General features: G+C 71.3%; 15 protein-coding genes and 1 pseudogene. 5 read left to right on the top strand and 11 right to left on the bottom strand.

Annotated elements, in window-relative coordinates:
- Nucleotides 1–15: 15 nt before the first annotated feature.
- Both IEY86_RS37230 and IEY86_RS33995 read left to right on the top strand, forming a co-directional pair.
- Nucleotides 16–7,686, top strand: a complete 7,671-nt coding sequence (locus tag IEY86_RS37230; protein ID WP_229699010.1) for a type I polyketide synthase — start codon at nt 16–18, stop codon at nt 7,684–7,686.
- A complete protein-coding gene (locus tag IEY86_RS33995) occupies nt 7,683–8,981 on the top strand; it encodes a methyltransferase domain-containing protein (protein ID WP_189135769.1) in 1,299 nt (432 codons plus the stop codon). The genes IEY86_RS37230 and IEY86_RS33995 overlap by 4 nt, the downstream gene beginning before the upstream one ends.
- A 1,074-nt stretch (nt 8,982–10,055) precedes the next feature.
- Here the strand turns inward: IEY86_RS33995 and IEY86_RS33990 are convergent.
- Together IEY86_RS33990 and IEY86_RS33985 are read right to left on the bottom strand one after the other, a co-directional pair.
- Nucleotides 10,056–10,226 (bottom strand): hypothetical protein, encoded by a 171-nt coding sequence (locus tag IEY86_RS33990; protein ID WP_189135768.1) that lies wholly within the window; start codon nt 10,224–10,226, stop codon nt 10,056–10,058.
- Nucleotides 10,227–10,262: 36 nt separating this feature from the next.
- A pseudogene (locus IEY86_RS33985) lies at nt 10,263–10,530 on the bottom strand (PRC-barrel domain containing protein).
- Nucleotides 10,531–10,691: 161 nt separating this feature from the next.
- Here IEY86_RS33985 and IEY86_RS33980 point away from each other — a divergent pair.
- On the top strand, nt 10,692–11,525 hold the full coding sequence (locus IEY86_RS33980) for a YhjD/YihY/BrkB family envelope integrity protein (RefSeq protein WP_189135766.1): 834 nt from the start codon (nt 10,692–10,694) through the stop codon (nt 11,523–11,525).
- Between the two features lie 1,024 nt (nt 11,526–12,549).
- On the opposite strand, the gene IEY86_RS33975 is transcribed toward IEY86_RS33980, so the two are convergent.
- The 4 genes from IEY86_RS33975 to IEY86_RS33960 form a co-directional block, all read right to left on the bottom strand.
- Nucleotides 12,550–13,149, bottom strand: a complete 600-nt coding sequence (locus IEY86_RS33975; RefSeq protein WP_189135765.1) for a GNAT family N-acetyltransferase — start codon at nt 13,147–13,149, stop codon at nt 12,550–12,552.
- 56 nt (nt 13,150–13,205) lie between these two features.
- Nucleotides 13,206–13,655, bottom strand: a complete 450-nt coding sequence (locus IEY86_RS33970) for an STAS domain-containing protein (protein ID WP_189135764.1) — start codon at nt 13,653–13,655, stop codon at nt 13,206–13,208.
- A gap of 111 nt (nt 13,656–13,766) precedes the next feature.
- Nucleotides 13,767–14,048: a hypothetical protein gene (locus tag IEY86_RS33965; RefSeq protein ID WP_189135763.1), complete on the bottom strand. Its 282-nt coding sequence runs from the start codon at nt 14,046–14,048 to the stop codon at nt 13,767–13,769.
- 95 nt (nt 14,049–14,143) lie between these two features.
- A complete protein-coding gene (locus IEY86_RS33960; RefSeq protein WP_189135762.1) occupies nt 14,144–14,428 on the bottom strand; it encodes a UBP-type zinc finger domain-containing protein in 285 nt (94 codons plus the stop codon).
- Nucleotides 14,429–14,734: 306 nt separating this feature from the next.
- On the opposite strand from IEY86_RS33960, the gene IEY86_RS33955 reads away from it, so the two are divergent.
- Complete coding sequence (locus IEY86_RS33955) at nt 14,735–15,649, top strand: LysR family transcriptional regulator (protein ID WP_189135761.1); 915 nt, start codon at nt 14,735–14,737, stop codon at nt 15,647–15,649.
- Nucleotides 15,650–15,827: 178 nt separating this feature from the next.
- Here the strand turns inward: IEY86_RS33955 and IEY86_RS33950 are convergent, their stop codons facing one another.
- The 3 genes from IEY86_RS33950 to IEY86_RS33940 form a co-directional block, all read right to left on the bottom strand.
- Nucleotides 15,828–16,184 (bottom strand): PRC-barrel domain-containing protein, encoded by a 357-nt coding sequence (locus IEY86_RS33950; RefSeq protein WP_189135760.1) that lies wholly within the window; start codon nt 16,182–16,184, stop codon nt 15,828–15,830.
- A 91-nt stretch (nt 16,185–16,275) separates the two neighbouring features.
- Complete coding sequence (locus tag IEY86_RS37225; RefSeq protein WP_229699009.1) at nt 16,276–16,464, bottom strand: hypothetical protein; 189 nt, start codon at nt 16,462–16,464, stop codon at nt 16,276–16,278.
- Between the two features lie 244 nt (nt 16,465–16,708).
- Nucleotides 16,709–16,984, bottom strand: coding sequence for a hypothetical protein (locus tag IEY86_RS33940; protein WP_189135759.1), 276 nt, complete (start codon nt 16,982–16,984; stop codon nt 16,709–16,711).
- Between the two features lie 738 nt (nt 16,985–17,722).
- Here IEY86_RS33940 and IEY86_RS33935 point away from each other — a divergent pair.
- Nucleotides 17,723–18,043 (top strand): GlsB/YeaQ/YmgE family stress response membrane protein, encoded by a 321-nt coding sequence (locus IEY86_RS33935; RefSeq protein WP_189135758.1) that lies wholly within the window; start codon nt 17,723–17,725, stop codon nt 18,041–18,043.
- Between the two features lie 2,536 nt (nt 18,044–20,579).
- Here IEY86_RS33935 and IEY86_RS33930 read toward each other — a convergent pair.
- Nucleotides 20,580–20,783, bottom strand: coding sequence for a hypothetical protein (locus IEY86_RS33930; RefSeq protein ID WP_189135757.1), 204 nt, complete (start codon nt 20,781–20,783; stop codon nt 20,580–20,582).
- Nucleotides 20,784–21,370: 587 nt separating this feature from the next.
- Nucleotides 21,371–21,572: IPT/TIG domain-containing protein (locus IEY86_RS33925; protein ID WP_189135756.1), on the bottom strand; the 202-nt coding region annotated here is incomplete at its 5' end.

Below are 21,572 nucleotides of genomic sequence, written 5' to 3'. Positions count from 1 at the left end.
TTGGAGTCGGTCGAGTTGAGGGCGCCGACTCGTGTGGTGGTGTCGGCTGTTACCGGGGAGGTGGCGGGCTCGGGTCTGATGTCCAGTGCGGAGTACTGGGTGCGCCATGCTCGTGAAGCGGTGCTGTTCGGTGATGCGGTGGTGGCGGCGCGGGCCGCGGGGGTGGGCACCTTCGTGGAGATCGGTCCCGACGGTTCCCTGTCCGCGCTGACCGGCGGAACCGCCACCCAACGACGCGGGCACGACCCCGTCGAGACCCTCTACGCGGCCCTCGGCCGACTCCACGTGGACGGCGCCCGGATCGACTGGCACACCGTCCTCGCGGACCTGGGCGCACGCCGCATCGAACTTCCCCGCTACGCCTTCCAGCACCGCCGCTACTGGGCGTCCCCGGCGCGCAACGGCGATGTGGCCGCCGCCGGTCTCGCCCCCGCCGCGCACCCGTTGCTCGGCGCCGCCCTACCGGTCGCGGGCACGGAAGGGGTGGTTCTCACCGGACAGCTCTCCGTCCACACCCACCCGTGGCTGGCCGACCATGTGGTGAACGGCGTGGTCCTGCTCCCCGGCACGGCCTTCCTCGAACTCGCCGTGCGGGCCGCCGACGAGGTGGACTGCGCCGTGATCGAGGAACTCACCCTGGCCGCCCCTCTGCCGCTGAGCGGCACCGTACGGCTGCAACTCGTCGTGGACGAGCCGACTCCGGACGGCCGACGTGCGCTGCGCGTCTACTCCCGCCCGGCCGCTGACCCCGATACTCCCTGGACCTGCCACGCCACGGGGGTGCTCGCCCCCGAAGCGGAACCGGACGCGTCGGCCGCCGGCGACCTGTCCGCCTGGCCACCTCCCGGCGCGACCGCCGTGGAAGTGGACGGGCTCTACGAGGCGCTGGCCGAGGCGGGGTTCGCTTACGGGCCCGCGTTCCGCGGCCTGCACGCGGCCTGGCGGCTCGGCGCCGACGTCTACGCGGAGGTGCGGTCGGCCGGGGATCCCCGGGGCTTCGCTCTGCACCCCGCGCTGTTCGACGCCGCCCAGCACGCGGTCCTCCTCGGCGGCTTCCTGCCTCCCGACGACGGCTGGCTCCCGTTCTCCTGGACCGGCGTCACCGTGTCCGCGTCCGGGGCGGCCGAGATCCGCGTACGGATGTCGCCCGGCACCGGCGAGTCCGTCCGTGTGCTCGCGACCGACCTGGAGGGCAGGCCGGTCGCGACCGTCCGGGCGCTGGCCTTTCGGCCCGCGGTGACCGCCGCCGCGGCGGCGGTCACCGCCCCCGGCCACAACGCGCTGTTCCGGCTCGGCTGGGCCGAGCACAAGGTCACCGGGGCCGAGGCCGACTCGAGGGAGGCGGCCTTCCTCGACGGGCCCCTCGCGGTACTGCGGACACATCCGGCGCCGCCGGCTGTCGTCGTCCCGCTGCACGGCGAGGCCCACCCGTTGCTGCACGAGGCGCTCGACCTCACCACGCAGTGGTTGTCCGACGACCACTGGGACGGCTCCCGGCTCGTCTTCCTGACGCGCGGCGCCGTCGACACCGGCCCCCATGACCGCCGCCACGATCCCGCCACGGCCGCGCTCTGGGGATTCGTGCGCTCCGCCCAACTGGAGAACCCGGGCCAGTTCCAGCTGATCGACACCGACGGTACGGACGCCTCCCGCGCCGCGCTGCCCGCCGCGATAGCCACCGGCGAATCACAGCTCGCACTCCGCAACGGCCGGGCCTCGACGCCCCGCCTGGTGCGGGCGGAGGCCGGTACGGCGCTCGTGCCGCCGACCGGGCAGCCGTGGCGGCTCGGCATCCTCGACCAGGGCAGCTTCGACGGGCTCGGCCTGATCGCCGACCCGGCCCTCGGCGACCCCACCCCGCCCGGCTGCGTGCGGATCGCGCTCCGTGCCGCCGGCCTGAACTTCCGCGATGTCCTCAACGCACTGGGCATGTACCCGGGTGACGCGGGCCTGCCCGGCAACGAAGGCGCCGGCGTCGTCCTCGACGTCGGCCCCGGCGTCGATGACCTGGCCCCCGGCGACCGGGTCATGGGCCTCGTGCCGGGCGCCTTCGCCACCGTCGCCCTGGTGGACCGGCGCTTCCTCACCCGCGTCCCGGCCCCCTGGTCCTTCGCCCGCGCCGCGTCCCTGCCGATGGCGTATCTGACCGCGTACTACGCCCTCGTGGACCTCGCCGGCCTGCGGCGCGGCGAATCGGTCCTCGTGCACGCCGCCGCGGGCGGCGTGGGCATGGCCGCCGTGCACCTGGCCCGGCACCTGGGTGCCACCGTCCACGCCACCGCGGGGCCGTCCAAGTGGGACGCCGTACGGGCGCTCGGCGTGCCCGACGAGCGCATCGCCTCCTCCCGGTCCCTGGAGTTCGGCGACCGCTTCGCCGGGGGAGTGGACGTCGTACTCAACGCCCTGTCCGGCGAGTTCGTCGACGTGTCGCTCGGCCTGCTCGCCGAGGGCGGCCGGTTCGTCGAGATGGGCAAGACCGACATCCGCCGGCCGGAGGAACTGGCCGCCGCGCACCCGGGGGTGTCCTATCGCGCCTTCGACCTCATCGAGGCGGGCCCGGACCGCATCCAGGAGATGCTCACCGAGATCGTCGCCCTGCTGTCCTCCGGCGCGCTGGCCCCCTTGCCGCTGACGGCCTGGGACATCCGTCGCGCCCCCGAGGCGTTCCGGTACGTCAGCCAGGCCCGGCACATCGGCAAGGTGGTACTCACCGTGCCCGCTGCTCTGGACCCGGACGGCACGGTTCTCGTCACCGGCGGCACCGGCGCGCTCGGCGCCCTCGTCGCCCGGCACCTGATCACCGAACACGGCGTGCGGCACCTGCTGCTGACCAGCCGCCGCGGGCCGCGGGCGGAGGGGGCCGACCAGCTCGCCGCCGAACTGACCGCGCTCGGCGCACGGGTGGAGATCGCCGCCTGCGACGTCGCCGACCGCACGTCGCTGTCCGCGCTGCTGGCCGGTATCCCGGCCGACCACCCGCTCACCGGCGTCGTGCACACCGCGGGCGTCTCCGACGACGGCGTCCTCGGCTCGCTGACCCCGCGACGCGTGGACGCGGTCCTGGCGCCGAAGGCGGACGCGGCCCTCGCCCTGTCCGACCTGACCCGGGACGCCGACCTCGCGCTGTTCGTGCTCTTCTCGTCGGTGGCGGGTGTGCTGGGCAGCCCCGGCCAGGCCAACTACGCCGCCGCCAACGGACTGCTCGACGGCCTGGCCCGGCGCCGGGGCGCAGACGGCCTGCCGGCCCAGGCACTCGACTGGGGACTGTGGGCGGACGCGTCGCGGCGCAGCGCCATCAGCGGCCACCTGGGCGCCGCCGATCTGGACCGCCTCACCCGCACCGGACTGATCCCGCTGGCCTCCGAACGCGGCCTCGCCCTGCTCGACCTCGCGGCCGAGCAGCCCGACACCGTGCTCGTGGCCGTCCCGGTCGACACCTCGGTGCTGCGCAAGCACCTGGACAGCGTCCCCGCGATGCTGCGAGCCCTGGTCGGCGGCCCCGCACGGCGGGCGGTCTCCGCCGTCCGGGCCGACGAGGGTCTGGCGGGACTGCCGCCCGCGGAACGCGGCGCGGCACTGGCCGGCATCGTCCGGGCACACGCCGCGGCCGTGCTCGGCCACGACGGCACCGACGCCATCGAGGACGGCCGGGCCTTCCGCGACCTCGGCTTCGACTCCCTCACCTCGGTGGAACTGCGCAACCGACTCGCCGCGGCCACCGGCGCCCGGCTGCCGGCGACGCTGGTCTTCGACCACCCCACCCCGGCCCGGCTCGCGGACTTCCTCGGCGCCGAACTGTTCGGGGCGGCCCCCGAGCCTTCCGCCCCCGCCGCGCCGGCTCCGCGGACCGCGAGCCCTGGGGCCGACCCGGTGGTGATCGTTGCCATGAGCTGCCGTTTCCCCGGCGGGGTCGGTTCACCGGACGATCTGTGGCGGCTGGTGGCGCAGGGCCGGGACGCGATCTCCGGCTTCCCCGCCGACCGCGGCTGGGACCTCGAGCGCCTCTACGACCCCGACCGGGCCCGGCCGGGCACCTCCTCCGTGCGGTCCGGCGGTTTCCTGACCGACGCCGGCGGCTTCGATCCCGCGTTCTTCGGGATCTCGCCCCGGGAGGCCCTGGTCATGGACCCGCAGCAGCGCGTCCTGCTGGAGACCGGCTGGGAGGCGTTCGAGCACGCCGGTATCGATCCGGCGACCGTGCGCGGCAGCCGCACCGGCGTGTTCGTCGGCGCGTTCGACCAGGCATACGGGGCACTGGCCGGCCCGGCGCGCGAGGAGCTGGAGGGCTACTTCCTGACCGGCAACGCCGCGAGCGTCATCTCCGGCCGGGTCGCCTACACCCTGGGCCTGGAAGGCCCGACTCTGACGGTGGACACGGCGTGTTCGTCGTCGTTGGTGGCGATTCATCTGGCGGCGCAGGCGCTGCGGTCGGGTGAGTGCGACATGGCCCTGGCCGGCGGCGTGACCGTCATGTCCAACCCCGGGGTGTTCGTGGAGTTCTCGCGTCAAGGTGGCTTGTCGGCCGATGGCCGGTGCAAGGCGTTCTCCGACGACGCCGACGGCACGGGGTGGTCGGAGGGCGCGGGGCTGGTGCTGCTGGAGAGGCTGTCCGACGCGCGGCGACTGGGACATCGGGTGCTGGCCGCCGTGGCGGGGAGCGCGGTGAACTCCGACGGGGCGTCCAACGGCCTGACCGCGCCGAACGGTCCTTCTCAGCAACGGGTGATCCGTGCGGCGTTGGCGAGCGCGGGGTTGTCGGCGGCGGATGTGGACGCGGTGGAGGCGCACGGCACGGGCACCCGGCTCGGTGACCCGATCGAGGCCCAGGCCCTGCTCGCGACCTATGGACAGGACCGTGAACAGCCTTTGTGGCTGGGGTCGTTGAAATCCAACATCGGCCACGCGCAGGCGGCGGCGGGTGTCGGCGGTGTCATCAAGATGGTGATGGCGATGCGCCACGGCGTGCTGCCGCGGACTCTGCATGCCGAGGTGCCCACCTCCGAGGTGGACTGGGAGGCCGGTGCCGTACGCCTTCTGACGCAACATCAGCAGTGGACCGGAGCGCGCCGCGCCGCCGTCTCCGCCTTCGGCGTCAGCGGCACCAACGCCCACCTCGTCCTCACCCATGCCGACGAGCTCGCCACCGGCCACGGCACGACGACGCCGAGTGCGCGGGAGGACGGACCCGAGCAGGGTGCCGGCCGAGCCGTACCGGTCGTGGTGTCGGCCCGCAGCCGCGTCGCTCTGCGCGCCCAGGCGGCTCGCCTCGCCGTACATCTGGAGTCGGCCGGCGCCCCGCTCGCCGACATCGCCCACACCCTGGCCACCGGAAGGGCCACGTTCGAGCACCGCGCGGCCGTGGTGGCCACCGACCTGCCGGGCGCCGTGGCGGGCCTGCGAGCGGTCGCCGACGGCGTCCCGGCCCCGGCCACGAGGACCGGCCTCGCCTCGTCCCCGGGCAGCCTCGCCGTGATGTTCGCGGGTCAGGGGTCGTTGGGGGTGGGGAAGGCGCGGGCGCTGTGCGAGGCGTTCCCGGCGTTCTCGCAGGCGTTCGACGGTGTGTGCGCGGATGTGGACGCGTGTGCCGACTGGTCCTTGCGGGAGGTGGTGTTGGGGGCCGATCCGGAGGTGCTGGCGCGCACCGAGTTCGCGCAGCCCGCGCTGTTCGCTTTCGAAGTGGCGTTGTTCCGGCTGCTGGAGTCGTGGGGCGTTGTTCCGGACGTGGTGATGGGTCACTCGCTCGGTGAGATCACCGCCGCGCACATCGCCGGGGTGTTCTCCCTGGCGGACGCGTGCCGTGTGGTGGTGGAGCGTGGGCGTCTGATGCAGGCCCTTGCGCCCGGCGCGATGGTGGCGCTGCCCGTGGAGGCAACGGAGGTCATCCCACTGCTGGCGGGCAGCCAGGTCTCGGTGGCATCCGTCAACGGCCCTTCCTCCGTGGTGATTTCGGGCCCCGAGGACGAAGTCCGCGCCATAGCCTCCCGATTCCCCCGCTCCCATCCGCTGCCGGTGGAACGGGCCTTCCATTCGGCTCTGGTGGAGCCGATGACGGAGGCGTTCCGGGGGGTCCTGGAGTCGGTCGGACTGTGCAGCCCGACACGTACGGTGGTCTCGGCCCTCACCGGCGAAGTCGCGGGCCCCGACGTGATCAGCACCCCCGACCACTGGGTGCGCCACGCTCGCGAAGCTGTCCGCTTCCAGGACGCTTTGACCGCCGCCCGCTCGACGGGCGCGGACACCTTCCTCGAAATCGGCCCTGACGGCGTACTGTCCGCGCTGGCTCCGGATTGCCTCGACGCCGCCACGACCGTCATCCCGTCCGCGGGCGGGCCGGTTGGCGTCGCCGCGGCACTGTACGTCGCCGGGCGGCCGGTCGATCTGGCCGCTCTCATCGGCCCGGCCGACCGGGCCGAGTTGCCGACGTACGCGTTCCAGCGCGCCCGCTACTGGCTGGAGCCGGTGGCCGCGCGAGAGCCAGCCCCGGCCGCCGGTCCCACCGCTGTGCCCACGGCTGTGCCCACCGCTGTGCCCACGGCGTCGGCACAGCGGGACGAGCCCCTTGCTTCGGGCGCGGACCTGGCCCGGATCGTTCGCGCCGAAGTGGCCGCGGAACTCGGATACGCCGACCCGGCCGACATCGAGTGGACCCGCACTTTCCTGGAGTTGGGCTTCGAATCGCTGTCCCTGGCCGGGCTGCGGGTCAGGCTGTCCCGGTCGTCCGGGGTTGCCCTCCCGTCCGGGACGCTGTTCGAGCATCCGACCCCCGAGGCGCTGACCGAGTGGATCACCGGCGCCCTGGCCGCGGCACGGACGGCCGAGGCCGACCCCGGCCCCCACCCGGCCGGGGAAACGCAGGGCGCGGTCGCGGGCCTCTTCCGCCGGGCCTTCGCGCAGGGCTCCTACCAGCAGGCGTGCGATCTGCTGCGCATCGGCGCCGGGCTGCGGCCGCGCTTCGGGGCGGCCGACGCGGCCGCGGACGCCCAGCCCGTACGGCTGTCAGAGGGCGGGCACGGTGAAGCGCTGCTGTGCGTACCGTCGTTGGTGGCCCCGGTCAGCCCCGTGCAGTTCGCCCGGTTCGCGGGGGCGCTGCGCGGCGAGCGGGAAGTGTGGGTGCTGCCCACCCCCGGGTACCGAACGGGTGAGGCGCTGCCCGCCGACGTCGATGCCGCCGCGGCACGGCACGCCGACACCGTACGCCGCGGATTCGGCGGCAAGCCCGTCACGCTCGTCGCCTACTCCTCGGGCGGGTGGCCGGCGCATGAACTCGCGGCCCGGCTGGAGGCCGAGGGCACGCCGCCGCGTGCGCTGGTGCTGCTCGACACACCGGGCGGCGCGGGCGACAGCCTCGCGCTGCGGATGGCGGGCACCACGCACCGGCTGGCGGAGCGGTTCCCCGATCTGCCCGTCGACGACGACCAGCTCACCGCGATGGCCTGGTACGCGGCGCTCTTCGAGACGTGGCGACCGCGGTCCACGGCGGTGCCGACGCTGTTCGTGCGCGCCGCTTCCTTCGAGCCGGACCTGCTCGGCGGCGATGCGCGGCCTTCGTGGACTCTGCCCCACGCCTTGCAGGAGGTGACCGGAGACCACTTCTCCCTGTTGGACATCCACGCCGGTACGACCGCGACCGCGGTGCACGACTGGCTGAGCAGCCGGCTGCGACCGGCAGGAACGAGTCGAGGATGACAGTCGAGAAAACGAACCTGGCAGCCGTCGCCAAATGGGCGGAGCTCTACAACCTTGATCCGCACCGGATGATCGACGAGTGCTACGCGGTCGACGCCGAGATAACCGCGCCCGAGGAGTTGCACATCACCGACCGGGAGTCCTTCCACGCGATGGAAGCGGCCGCCCGGGAGGCGATGCCGGACCGCCACTGCGAGGTCCTGAGCACCGCGGCCATCGGTGACCAGGCGTTCATCGAGGGCGTGATGACCGGTACGAGCCCGGTGGGGAAAGCGCTGAAGGTGCACTGGGCCAGCGTGCTGACGTTCCGGGACGGCCTGATCGTCACGGACCGGACCTACATGGACTGGTGGGTGTTCAAGGACTTCCCCGGCACCGCCGAGTACCGCGACCCCGACGCCGGGACCGATCCTTCCGCCACCCGCCGGCCTGCCGACGGGGACACGACCTCAGGAGACGCCATGACCGCCGCCGACCCGCTGCCCAGCACCGCCGACATCTCGGCGTTCTACGACGTCGCGTCCCAAGTGCTCAGCGAGCTCTGGGACGAGAGCTTCCACGCCGGCTACTGGGAGTCCGAGGACGACGACAGCTCCAACAAGGTCGCCGCGGACCGGATGACCGACGTCATGATCGGGCTGCTGGCGCCGGCCGACGGCACCGAGATCCTGGACGTCGGCTGCGGCATCGGCACCCCGGCCTTCCGGCTGGCGGGCGCCGCCCGGGCCACGATCCGCGGTATCTCGATCAACAAGGCCCAGGTGATCGAGGCGAACCGGCGTGCCGACGAGCGCGGACTGGCGGACCGGGTGTCGTTCGATCACGGCGACGCGCTTGCCATGCCGTATGCCGACGCGTCGTACGACGCGGCCTGGGCGTTCGAGTCGCTCATCCACATGGACCGGCCGGCGGCGCTGCGCGAGATCGGCCGGGTCCTCAAGCCCGGAGCCCCGCTCGTCGTAGCGGACTTGCTGCAGACCGGCCCGCTCGCCGATGAGGACCAGGCGCTGGTGCGCGACGGCCTTCGGCGGATGTCGGCGAGCCCGATGCTGACCGAGGCCGAATACCGCTCGCTGGTGGCGGACTCGGGATTCGAGTTGGTGGAGTTCCGTGACGTGAGCGCGCACACCACCAAGATGGCCACCCGCATGCTGGAGGCCACCGACCGGCGCTACGACGAGATGGCGGGGCGGTTCGGTCCGGAAGCCGTGGAGCTGATGGACCTGATCCGGTCGCCCGCCGCGCAGCTTTCCGAGATGGGCTACCTGCTGGCGGTCCTGCGCAAGCCCCTGTGACATCGAATGCCCTGCCTTCCGGCGGGCCTCCGTCCGGCAGCGCGTGCTGCCCGGTAGCCATGTGCGCGGACTGTACGAGGACAAGCGCCGCCGTCTCCCGTTCGCGGTCCGCCGGACGGGCGGGCGCGGCGGAGTCCGTCGCTGCGGTGCGGAGTTCGCCGGCTACCGTGACCCGGCGCCGGTCCGCCTCGGCAACCGTCTCCCGGCCCGCCCGCCGAAACCGGCGCTGCCGGAGGGCAGTTACCGTTTCAGCCTGGCCCGAAGGAGGCCGTGACGCGAGGCCCGCAGCCGCGTCCGTGCGACCGGCGTAGGCAGTTGCCGGCATGGCCGGGCCTACTAGGAGTCCGCCCCTGTCTGCCGGGGGCGGCCTCTTGCTATCGCGGTCGGAAAGGGGCCGGCATCCCACGTCAGCGGCAGCGAGGGGCCGGGCCCGCGGGAGACCTCACCGCAGAGAGCGGTCACTGGCGCATGGTCTTCGTGGCGGGCCGCTGAACGCACCCGGGCCCCCTCCAGGGTTCGAGACGGCTCAGCCGCTCGGCCATCAGCCGATAGCCCAGCGGGCGAGGGATGGAGACCGTCGGTCGGCAGGGCGGTGTCCTCGGGCCCAGCCGGATCCCGGTCGTCGATCGGATGGAGGCGGTGGTCGCCTGCTTTCCGCGGCGCGACGGCGGTGGCCGCGACCACGTCCCTGACATCGCCGAGGGTCGGACCGGCCGCGTTGATCCGCCGTTCGCGTTCCCCGGCGTTGATCGGGGTGATCAGCGCGAGGGGGATGGCGGGGCGACCGTCGCGCACGGTCGCTACGAAACGACGACCCGGCCAAGCCGCCCCACGCGGCGGCTTGCCCGGGAACGCTGCGCTGGGCCTTCAGTTGGCGTGAGCCGATGCCGTCTGCCTGCCGCGGTCCATGCCCTCCCGCCGCCGTACAGTTCCTGCATCTGGCGTTGCGCCTCTACATCTACATCGTCGGCCTCGCCGACACGCACGCGACTCCGAACGCCTCCCACAGCACAGTGAGGCCTCACCACATGGGCAGCGAGCTGATGCCCCGCCGCCTGACCCGATGACACCGCGTCATCGGATGGGGCGGCGACCGGAGCGCCGGGACCAGAGCAGGGCGATGAAGGCCACAGCGGCCACGAGAACCACGATGCCGATGATCAGCAGGTAGCCCAGCCCCTCTGCCACCGCTCCAATGATTCCCAGCACGACGGCGACCAGAACGAGAAACAGGAAGAGAGCCATGACGCGAACACCTCCTTCTGGCTGAGTTCCGGGCGGTCAGCGGCGCGCGGGTTGCCTCCCGCCGTCCCCGCCCGGCTGGTAAGGCAGGTCGTAGTGCCGGAAGATCGCCTCCTCTGCCCCGGCGGGCAGGATGTCGTCCAGGCCGACCGAGGGCGCCTTCTTCACCAGCGCCTTGCGGACCGTGGCCATGGCCGGTTCATCGGTGGTGGTGTCCATATACATCGCTTCGAGCACACCGATCTTGTGGCCCTTCGGGTCGACGACGTTGCGGTTGCGCCACTCGGATATCGGCTGCATGGATCATGGCCTGTCCTCCTGAGCCGTTGATCGGGGCCGGTACGCCACCCCCAAGGGCAGGCGCAGCCCGCTGAGCCCCCCGGTAGCCCCTTGTCCCGCCAGGCTATCGGGGAACCTCTGCGTCGCGCCCCCGCGCGGTAGGGGTTCCGGCCGTGGTAGTCGACAGGGATGTCGATGAAGCCTTCATATGCCGCGGACCGTTCATCCTGGTTCGGACGGCTGCGCCGCCTGATCAGCCGTTCACCAGTCGGGCGCGGATGGCGGCGGAGCAGCGATCTCGAGCTGGGGTCGCGTGCGCTGGGCTTCGCGGCGCTGGGGTTCCTCACGCTGGTGCCGCTGCTGATCATTGTCTCCTCTGCCGATCCCGAGCACGGCCGGGGTTTCGCGCAGTGGCTGGGGAATGCGCTCGGCGTGTCGACCGCCTCCAGAGCAGAGGTCGAGCATTTGTTCACCCGGCCCAGTCAGGCGCTGCGGACCACGACCGCCTTCGGCATCGCCGCCCTGGCCGTGTTCGGCCTGAGCTTCGGGGCCGCGGTGCAGACCGGCTACGAGAAGGTCTGGGATCTGCCCCCGGCCCGCTGGTGGGCCAGGTGGCGTCATGTGGTGTGGCTCGGCGTCCTCACCGGATACCTCTTCGTCTCCGCCACCACCACGCTGCGCCGCGAGCCCCTGGCGGGTGGGGCCGTCGCGTCGCTGAGCGCCGTCCTGTTCCTCTGGTGGTCTCAGCGATTGCTGCTCGGCGGGCGGGTCCGCTGGCGTGCCCTGTTTTCCGGCGCGGTCGCCACCGTGATCGGGCTGCTCGGCCTGAGGGTCTTCTCCCGGCTTGTCTTCTCGCCGCTGATCGCATCCAACACCGTCAGCTACGGCCCCGTTGGAACCGTCCTGGTCATCCAGTCCTGGCTGGTCGGTGTGGGTGTCGTTGTCTTCGGCGGTGCGCTGGTCGGCCGATTGCTGTACGAGGAACTTCCAGGCATGACACACGCCCTGAAACGGCGAAGGTGAGTGGTCACTCAGGGATCAGAGACAGCTTCGAAGGCCCACGCGGACGCGCTGCGGATGCTGGGGTGAGTGCCGATGGCCACGGTGCGGCAGATGGCGCTGAGCGGCGGCACGTTCCCGTTCTGGCAGTGCCACCGCTGCACCCGCAGCGAGCGCTTCCCGACGCTGCACGTCGTCCTGGCGGGCAAGGCGGAGCACCTGCTGGACAACCGCCTCAACGCGCTTGCCGTGGCCGTGCGCGGCATCACCGTCGCGGTCCTGGCCACCACCCTGCCCCGGCTCCGGCGCGGCGAGCCCTGTACGAAATCGGCGGTGGCGCCCCGCGCCGTCGCCGCGAACGCCACCCCGAACCGGTCGGCTGCTGACCGCCCCGCTCGGCCACTGGCCAAGCCGGAAGGGGATCCTGGGCAAGCTCTCCCGCGAGGCGGCTTGCCCATGCCCGGCGACGGCGCTGGGCTGCTGCCGTGCCGGGCATCCGGCCGGAACGCAGGAGCAACGTGCGCGCCTTCGAGGCAGGCAGGACGGTCGCACAGCGCGACGCGCACCGCGGCGGCCGCGTGTGGAGCGAGCAGGCGCTGCGCGTCCTCGCCGATACGAGAGAGGCGCTGGTGACCGCTTGCGCCCCGGGTGCGGAGGCGAGGTGGCCAGTCCGGGTTCTGGTCCCCGCGGGCGACGCGTCGACGTCTTCGATGGCGCATCCGTCGTGCGTGCCGATGGTGATCATCCGGGGTGGTCGAGCGAGTGTGCTCCGACTGCGGGCATGGCCTGGGGTCGGCACTGGGGCCGTTCAGGCCCGCCAAGGGGCTGGATGACCCGCTCGTTTTCGCTGCCGCCTGGACATCGGGCCGGTCCCGGTAGGGGTGGGTGTCTTGTGTCGCCGGCGTGCGGCCCGCGAGCGGCGGCACCCGGTTCCATGCCGCTGACAGGGTGGCGGCGGTGGCCGGGCGGGTGACCGCGCCGAACCGGGCGGCGCGGCACCGCCGCCCGACCTGGGCGCGCGCGATCCGTGGCCACCGGTCCCGGGTTGCTACAGGGGGCGCTGGGTGCGTGGATCGTGGGCGAGGCCGTCCGGCCTCGCTACTGTGCGCTTGCCGAGGATGAGGACCAGCGCCTCCAGCACGGCCGGGTCGGCTGGCCGGCGAACCTCGCCGATCCGTTGCCATCCCCAGGACAGGAAGGCGGCGCAGGCGGCACGGTCGGCCTGATCCACCACGGTGGCGCCGAGCGAGGCGTGGTGGTCGGCCAGCAGCCGCTTTTGCAAACGGCCGGCGAGGCCGCGGTCGCGCTGATGCGGGTGGACCACGATCGCGGTGATCGCGAAGACATGGCCGGACGCGGTGAGCTGCTCGATGTCGGTCGGGAGTTCCCCGGCGAACCCCTGCCACCAGGAGCCGTCACGCCCCATGGGGAATCCGAAGGCGCACCCCGCCAGGGCTGTTGCCTCCGCGACCACCATGGCGAACCCCGGCCGCCGCACGTCGTCGGCGAGGCGGGCCAAGAAGTCCTCCCGGCCGCGGTACTCCCCGCCGGGCGCGGTGCTGGTGGACTCCACATACAGATCCGCCAGGTCCTCACGCAGGCCCTCGGCCTGCCAGCGGTTCAGTGGACGCAGGCGCACGGTGTCCATGGCGGACGGCTCGCGAGCGTCGGGTGTCGGCGGTTGCCCTGGCTCGGGCCGGGCCGTCACCGCACACCGTCCAAGACGGCAGGTACGACCGGAGCGAGCCCGGGCACCGCCTCGCCGAAGGGCGCGAGCTGCGCGGTGGGAGCACTCCCGCTGAGCTCGCCCGGGAAGACAGGCAGCCCCGGAGCGGCCGGGAGGCCGAGAAGCGGGCCGGTACCGGTCAGGGTGAAGAGCCGGGCCAGAGCCGGACTCGGGTGGTGGAGCCGCAGTGTCCCTCCGGCCGCGGCGACGTGGTGCGACGCTTCGAGGAAGGCGCCCAGTCCGCTGCAGTCGCAGAAGGTGACGGTGGTGAGGTCGATGTCGACGGTGCGGATGCCGTCGCGTAGGCACTGCCTCAGCAAGGCGCGCACCAGGGGCGCCGAGTCCATGTCGATCTCACCGGCCAGGGTGATCAACGCCCGGGTGGCTCTGTCGTGCCGGTAGACGTTCAGCGTTTGCGGGATGGGCATGGGGGGCCTCGCTTCATCAGAACCGGCCGGGGTGGCGTCGGCGGCGGTGTCGGACTCCCTGCCCCCTCCCCTGTCGGCGTGCTTCCGGTGCGGTCAATGTCTTTGGGGTGGTCAGGGTGGAGGGCCGGTCCAGCGTGCCGTGTGCCGGGTGGGGTATCCAGCCGGTTCCGCCGGGGGATGTGAGGTGAGGACAGGGCGCGTGATCTGCGGGTGCGGGCCGAGGCCGCGTCCCCGCAGCATCCACACCACGATCGCCAGGCCCACGAGGGGCAGTACGACCATCAACCCGGTCGGCACCGCCTGAAACCCTCGCCTGCCCGTCCACGTCCCCGTCACGCCGCCGGGACATGGCTCGACGCCGACGTGGAAGGCCACCGTCGTCTGCACGGTCACGATCACTCCTGAGGTGTTTTGGCGTGGTGGCAGATGGCTCCTATGGAGGAAGGGGGGGTGGGCATGGGCCAGGTTGTGCGACCGGAGCGGCCGGGTCAGACCTGCCGTTGGTGGACGTAGCACCATCTGCGGTGCGATCCCGGCTCCAAGGAGCCGACGAGTGGGTGGTCGGTCTCTTCGTAGTGCGCCTTGGCGTGCTGGTTCGGTGAGACGTCGCAGCAGGCCACCCAGCCGCAGCTCAGGCAGACCAGGAGGGCGACCCAGTGGTCCTGGTGGGCCTCGCAGTCCCGGCAACCGTCGGAGAGGGGGGTGACCGGCTCCAGCCCGTCCAGGTGTTCACAGCGCGGCGCCGCCCCGTTCGGGCTGATCGGGGGTGCCATGTGTGCCATCCGTCGGCCGGAGATCATGGCAGGACCCTCCTCACCATGACGGAAACGCCGGGCGGTGCCCGGCCGATCACTTGTCAGTCAACCCCGGAGGCGCCACAACGGAAACCAGCAACCCGAGCAGGACCCATCACCAGAACCGATGACCCGTGCATCGGCTCGTTAAGGTGCGTGGACCATTCCTCCTGGACTGGGTGCGGAAGTAAGGTGACCGGCAGACTCCCCTTCGAGGCTGGGGTTGTGTCCGGGCGGATCCCATCGAATCGAACTGCTGGCTTGGTAGCAGGAGGGTGGCCGGGCATGGAGCTACGCCAGCTGCGCTATTTCGTGACCCTGTCCGAGGAGCTGCACTTCGGCCGGGCTGCGGCCCGGGAGCACATCGTGCAATCCGCGCTGAGCCAGCAGATCCAGCGGCTGGAGCGCGATGTGGGCGTCCGCCTGGTGGAGCGCAGCACGCACCATGTGGAGTTGACCGCCGCCGGGGCGGTGTTCCTGGTCCAGGCGCGGCAGATCCTGGCCCAGGTGGACCGCGCCGCACAGGTCGCCCGCAGCGCGCTCGGCGCATCGCCCACGCTGCGGGTGGGCATCATCGACAGCAGCTACGACTCGATGCCGCAGATCCTGTACGAGGTCCAGGCCCGCTACCCCGACCTGATAATCCACCAGGTCGAGGCCGGCGTGCCGGAGCAGTACCAGCAGCTCGTCGACGGCCGGCTGGACGTGGGCATCGGCCGCGCGGAACTGGCCCCGCACCAGGTGGCCTCCCACCTGTTCCGCCGCGACCCGCTGGGCGTCCTCATCCCCCGCGGGCACCGGTTCGCGGCCATGGATGCCGTCCCGGTCGCCGTGTTGGCCCAGGAGCCGCTGCTGCTCGCCGAACAAGCGCAGGCCCCGGAGTTCAACCAGTTCACCATTGAGATGTGCCGAACCGCCGGTTTTATCCCCACGGTATATGAGGGCACGGTGGAGAGCATCCGTGCGGCCGCCGCTCTCGTCGCCCAGGGACGCTGCCTGTACTGCGTGCCCGCCTCGTGTATCTCCGCACTCCCGGGTACCCTCTGGCGTCCGCTGACCGAACCGGCGTCGTACTACCCGTGGTCGGTGCTGTGGCGCGCCAGCGACGACTCCGATCAGGTGCGCGCCATCGTCGACTGCGCCCGCGCCATGTCCGAGCGGCTGCGCTGGCTGATCACCACGGAACAGACCGCGGACTGACCATTTGTTCCGCCGTCCACAGGGAGCGCCAAGGCCGGAGTGTCACCTGCGAGCTGTCCAGCGGCTGCAACGCCCGCCTGAGCGTCGGCGTGGAACGCCGGCCCTTGGCTGTTCGTTGACCAGGGACAGGAAGAGGGCCACGAGGCGGATGCCTCCCTTGGCTCGGGGGGTGGGCGTGTCAGCGGCGGGCGAGCTGCCGCTCGCCGTCGGCGCCGGGCCGATAGGTGATGCCGTAGTGCTGGAAGACGGCTTTTTCATCCGTGGCGGGCAGCACATCGTCGGTGCCGATCGCGGGACAGTGCTTGACCAGCGCCTTGTCGTAGACGACCTTGACATAGCCCGGACCGACGATCGCACCGTCCAGCGGCACGAAGACCAGGCGGTGACGGGTGGGCAGGCCGATCTGGACGGTGGCCATGGCCGGCTGGTCCGTGCTGGTGTCCACGTAGATCGCCTCCAGCGTGCCGATCTTGTGTCCGCCGGAGTCGACGACCTGGTGAGTGCGCCATTCGCGTACATCCCCGATGTGGATCATTGGTTGGTCCCTTCACGTGACCGGGCCGCCAGGGGCGATCCCCCATTGATACGTGCACCGGTGCCCGAGCCGCCTGGTAGAAGGCGAGTTGTCACCGCCGGTTGGCGGTAGGAGGGCGGTGCAGTGCGCGGCGCAGTCCGCGCTGCATCTCCTCGGGGAGTGCCTGGCCCTTCTCTGTGGTGGCGAGCAGGGCCGCGGCCCCCTCGCGGAGTGTGACACCGCGCTGTCGCGACACCTCGACCAGCGGGCCCCGGGGCCCGCTGCTGCGAGAACACGGCATCAAGACCATCACCATGCCGCCTGCCTGATCAACCACCGGGCGGTTGGCGATCGCCCGGAACAACCGCGCCTTTTCGGCGCGCGGACTGCGATTGTCCGCTGCCGGACCGGGGTCTTCCCCCACATCCACGGCGGCCCCGTGTCTGCCGTTCATGGTTCGTCATCTGCATGGCGCATACCTCACAACGCTGTCATCGCTTCCGGCCCGGACACCACCCTCCTGAACACCAGGACCCCTCCATGGGCTAGCTGCGGTCTTCGTGCCGGCGGCGGGCCTGGCGATTCCCGTGGCCCCGATGTTCCCGGCGGTATCGGCGCTCCCAGCGGTCCTGGCGATCCCGGTAGTCCCGGTAGTCCCGATAGCCCTGGTGCTCGGGGTCGCCTCGGAAACCGCGGCGCCCGGCGCCACCGCGGCCGTAGTGGACGCAACCGAAGAGGAGCACGGCCGCGGCCACCCACCAGAGGGGGGCGAGGAAGCCGAGGCCGATCAGGACCGCGGCCAGGATGAACAAGAAGAACATGACGGGCCTCCATGGGCGCCCCGCGGCCATGCCTGAGCCGGAGAGCAGGGCCAGTCCCCCTCGCCGTGAGGGAAACGCCGGACACAAGCGCGGCAAGTTGCTGTCAGTCAATCCCGATGGTGCCGTGGGGGAAACAGGCAATCCGAGTAGGGCTCATCACCACGGCCGATCGCCTGGAGGCCCCCGGGCAGGCTCCCCGGGTGATCCAGCGAACCGGTTACCCATGTTTCTGCTGGTCAGCGCACTGTTGTCGAATCTCCTGTGCTGGCGAGGACGGTGCGCCATTGGTGCCGGTGGTTCGTCGCTGTCCCGATCGGGCCGCGCTGGGGCACGGTGGGGATGGCGCGGACGGGGCGGGAGCGCGGTTCGCCGAGCCGAACGTGCGGGTGCGGTTGCCGGGGCCTGATCACCGCCCTGACCGAGCGTTTGGGCGCCATCGAACGTGAGGGCCTGGACGCGGATGCTGGAAAGGACGTGCCAGGGGCACCTGATCATCGGTGGCCGGTCATGCGCGTCGCCTGGTTCCCGTCAGGCACGACACGGTGATCGGTCAGGTAGATGGGTTCTTCTGGGATCGGCTGTTTCCCCCGCCGCGGGGGTGCGGTTGGCTCAAGTGTGACGAGCACGATCGTCTGGTCGGCGCCCACACTTTCGCGGGTGTCTGGACCTTTCTGCGTTGACCGGCCCGGAAGCCCGCGACTTCGCAGCGCTTGATCCAACACAGCTGAGGAGTCGGCCATGGGCATCATCGCCTGGATCGTCCTGGGACTTGCGGCCGGACTGATCGCCAGGATGCTGATCCCGGGCAGGGATGCGCATGGACTGGTCGTCACCGCCGTGATCGGTGTCGGCGGAGCGCTGCTGGGTGGCTTCTTGGCCACGCGGTTGTTCGACGTTGATGGCATCCAGGGGTTCTTCAACCTCTCCACCTGGATCACCGCGGTCGCCGGCGCGGCGGTCCTCCTGCTCGCCCACCACATGGTCGAGGGGCGCAACAGGGGCGGACGCTCGCGCCAGCGGTCAGGTCGGCGCTCGGGCCGCCGGACCGCCCGCAGGTAAGACCGGCGGCCCCATGAACGCCACTCCATCCGGCTCGCGTGCGGCCTCCCCGCGAGAGCGGCCGGAGGGTGGCTCGGACGCCGCGGCATACGGTGTGCTCGCGTGACGGCCTTTTGCGGCACAACGGCCGCGGCGTCCCAATCCCCAGCGCTATGGGAGCCAGCCCCCGCGGGGCACCACACCGCTGCCCGCGGTGACAAGTGATCCGCTGTGGTACAACGCGCCGGCAGCGAGGATGACCGCCGGGCCGTCCAGCTGCTGATTCCGTGCGGATCGGGTGCGGCCGGGCCGGTCGGTGCGGCCGGTCGGGTGCGTGTCCGGCGGGGATCCTCGGCAGCACGCCCGGCCGGGAACGGCGCCTCACCGGGATGCTGACAAGGAGTCACGAGTGAGTGACATGTCTATCTCTTCCCTCGTGGTGACCACTGTCCTGGTGTCTGCCCTCGCCGCGGTCGCGGTGTTCCTGCCGCGGATGCGCAAGCCGCAGGCTGCGCGCAGGCTTCGGTTCCGATCCGTCGGCCCAATCCGCATCTTCGAACGCCGTGGCTGGGCCACCGGCGTCCACTGGCCCGCCCGGAAACGGCTCGCCATCGACCGGCTGCGCCGACCCAATATCCGGGTCAGGGGCGGGAGGCGGACCATTCCTCCATTCGTCCAGAGCATCCCCGATGGCCCGTCCACAACGAACACCCCCGGTAGCTCGAACAGGCACAGTCCAGACCCCGTAAGCCCGTGCATCCAGCGCCCGACTCGACGAGCCGCGTGCGCACGGCGGCGCAGGCATCCAACGACTAGGCGGTACTCATGTACGTACTGCTCTTCCCCGCACTGATGCCCTTCGTTCTACTCGGAACCGTCTTGGGACTGTCCTGGCTTGAGGACTACATGCTGCCACCGACCGGACCGGATCAAGCCGCCCCACCAGCACCGACCTCTCCGCCTCCGGCCCCGGCGCTCCCGGCTCACCCACTTCCCTTCGAACGGCAGGAACGGGAACCGCGTGAGCGGGCGGGCCTCACCCGGACCGAGGGGGCCGCCGCGGCTGGCGCCGTCCAGGCCTTGATCAGCAAAGGCGGCGACCTCGACCACGGTGCGGCGGTCCCGTTGGGAGTCCTGCATGATGCGCTGCAGCGCGTAGATCCCGCCCAGGCGTACATCCAGTGAACCACTGGCGAGGTTCTCGACCGCGGTGTTGCACCGGTCGGTGATCTGCCCTTCACGGGTGATGGTGTGCTCGTCGCGTACCTGGGCGATCGACTCCTGCTATCCGCCTTTAACTGCCCACTCGCGCCCGGGAACGGGCCCTGCCCCTGCTCATGGCGGTATTCGACCATGCTCACCCCGGCCGCGGCCGGGGAATCCGCACAGCCGACCGGCGCACCACGGCACGTAGCCAGTCTTGGCGGCAGCTCGCGAGCCCGGGCCGTTGCGCACGGGCTTGGGCTCTGCACTGTGGTCCGAGCCTCCCGTCGCCGTGGCAAGCGTTGGCGTCCGGCGCTGCCCCCGCTTCATGCGCAGGATCGGCTGTTGGGCAGTCATGCAGGGCTCCGAGGGTGGAGTATTGGGGGATGGGCGGCAGCGCTGAGCAGGAGCAGGGCAGGGCGCTCGAGGAACTGACGCGCCGCAAGGGCCCACGGCCCAGCAGCTGCCCCGTACCAGACGTCACCTTGGGGGAAGAGAATCACCAGCATGTATTCACGGTTTGAAAGATATTTCGACGGCAAGGACTGTTTACGGCTCCCCGACCAGGAGTTCTACGACGGCAAAGGGATCCTCAGGCAACCTGGTGAAAACTTCTACGACTACCAGGGCATTCTCAGGAAGCCCGGAGACGACTTCTACGACAGTAAGGGCTACCTCCGGCGCCTGGGACAGTACTATTTCGACGGAAAAGAAATCACAAGGCGTCACTAGGTGATGATCGGCGTTTGGTTTTCGGTGGGTTCGGCGTCGGGTTTCAGCAGCTGGGTCCTTCAGCAGCGATCGGCGTCACCTTTAGTGCGAACCCGGCACCGGCCTTCACCGCAAGCCCGCACCACCACCCACCTGACCAGCACCAATCACCAGCACCCAGCGACCGGCGCCGAGTGCTATGGCGTTGGTGCGGGATACTCGGGCGGGTGGGGATTTTGTCGTTGATGTGACGGCATCCGGCGTTTCGAAGGCAACGGCACGCTGCGCACCCATCGCAGAGGCCGTGGAGACCCTCGTCACTGGTCGGCCGCGCTCGCCGAGGCGCTGGAGTGCCTGACCACCCAGCAGCCGCCCAAGGAGCCGGACGGCACCTCAGTGCCGGGGGTCGGGCCAAGGTCCCCCGCGGACACCACCTCGGAGCAGGACACCTGCACCTCTGCGCACGTGCTGCACTGGTCACGCCGACGAGCCGCCACCAGCACCGGCAGCCGCCCGCCACCGCCGCTGGTCCGAGACCACCGCCACCGCGGTCACACGACCGGCCAACCGTCAAGATCACGAACTGCAACTGCTGTGTCAGAGCGACGGCGGCTTCGGCCAGGAATCGCTTGCTGACCGCCCGCTAATTCTTTCGGAATTCGTCGACCACGGCGTCCGCATCCGCGTCGTTGGTCTCAGTACCCACGCTGCCGATGCCGGTACGCCCACCTTCATTCTGCCACTTCTGCATCAGCCGGCGCTTTTGGTCACTGGGCAGTTGCTCCACCCACTTCCGGTTCTCCGGTGACATCCGGCCCGTCATCTCCGCCATGGGGTCCTCAGCCATCTCACGTCCTCCTCCAATCACGGCAAGACTGCTGCCGCTGTTTTCAACCTCTCAGACGGTCGGCCCCGCCGCCGGGGGGACCCGAACCGCGATCTGTGCCCACGAACACCGGGTGACTTGCGGGAGCCGGCCACCGAAGCCAGAGAGCGCCCGGCCCCCGCTCCAGCCGCACGGGTTCCCACCACTCCCCGCCGCAATCCCGCCTCCGCCCGCTAGGGCTTCGCCGACTACTTCGGCGGCTTCGGGGCTTTCATCGTGGTTTCTGCCCTGGGCCTGGTCGGCCTGATCGTCGGCTTCTGGCGGCGATGTACATGTCACCGACTACGTACACTCCCGTAGCGGTGACGGGCGCCGCGAGACCTTCGCCCCCCCGGACCGGTCACCGCTTTGTCCGGGTGGCGAGCCTCTTCGGGCTGCCCGTGGTGCTGGGCATACCACTGGGAGACTGTGGAGCGGCCGGCGCCGGTGCGGTCGATGATCGAGTCACGATTGACCACGGTGCGGCCGTCGCGGAGGCGGTCTGCGGGGCGAGGTGTCTGCGCATGGCTGTGTCTCCATCCACGAAGTGGTCTGCGTCTTGTCCTGGGTCAGGTGGCGGGTGGAGCGAGTCGCGTGTAGACCGCTGCCGGGCTGGTGCCGCCGGGGCTGGTGACGGTGACGTTGACCGGCCCGCCGGCTCCGGCTGGGGCCGTGGCGGTGATGTGGGTGTCGGAGACGACGGTGAACGCGACGGGCGTCCCGCCGAACGCCACCGCGGTGGCCTCTGTGAGATTGGAGCCGGTCAGGGTC

Source organism: Wenjunlia tyrosinilytica, from assembly GCF_014646055.1.
In the GTDB taxonomy this organism is placed as follows: Bacteria; Actinomycetota; Actinomycetes; order Streptomycetales; family Streptomycetaceae; genus Wenjunlia; species Wenjunlia tyrosinilytica.
The sequence above is the reverse complement of the archived record's forward strand: the minus strand, read 5'-3'. Positions and strand labels throughout refer to the sequence as shown.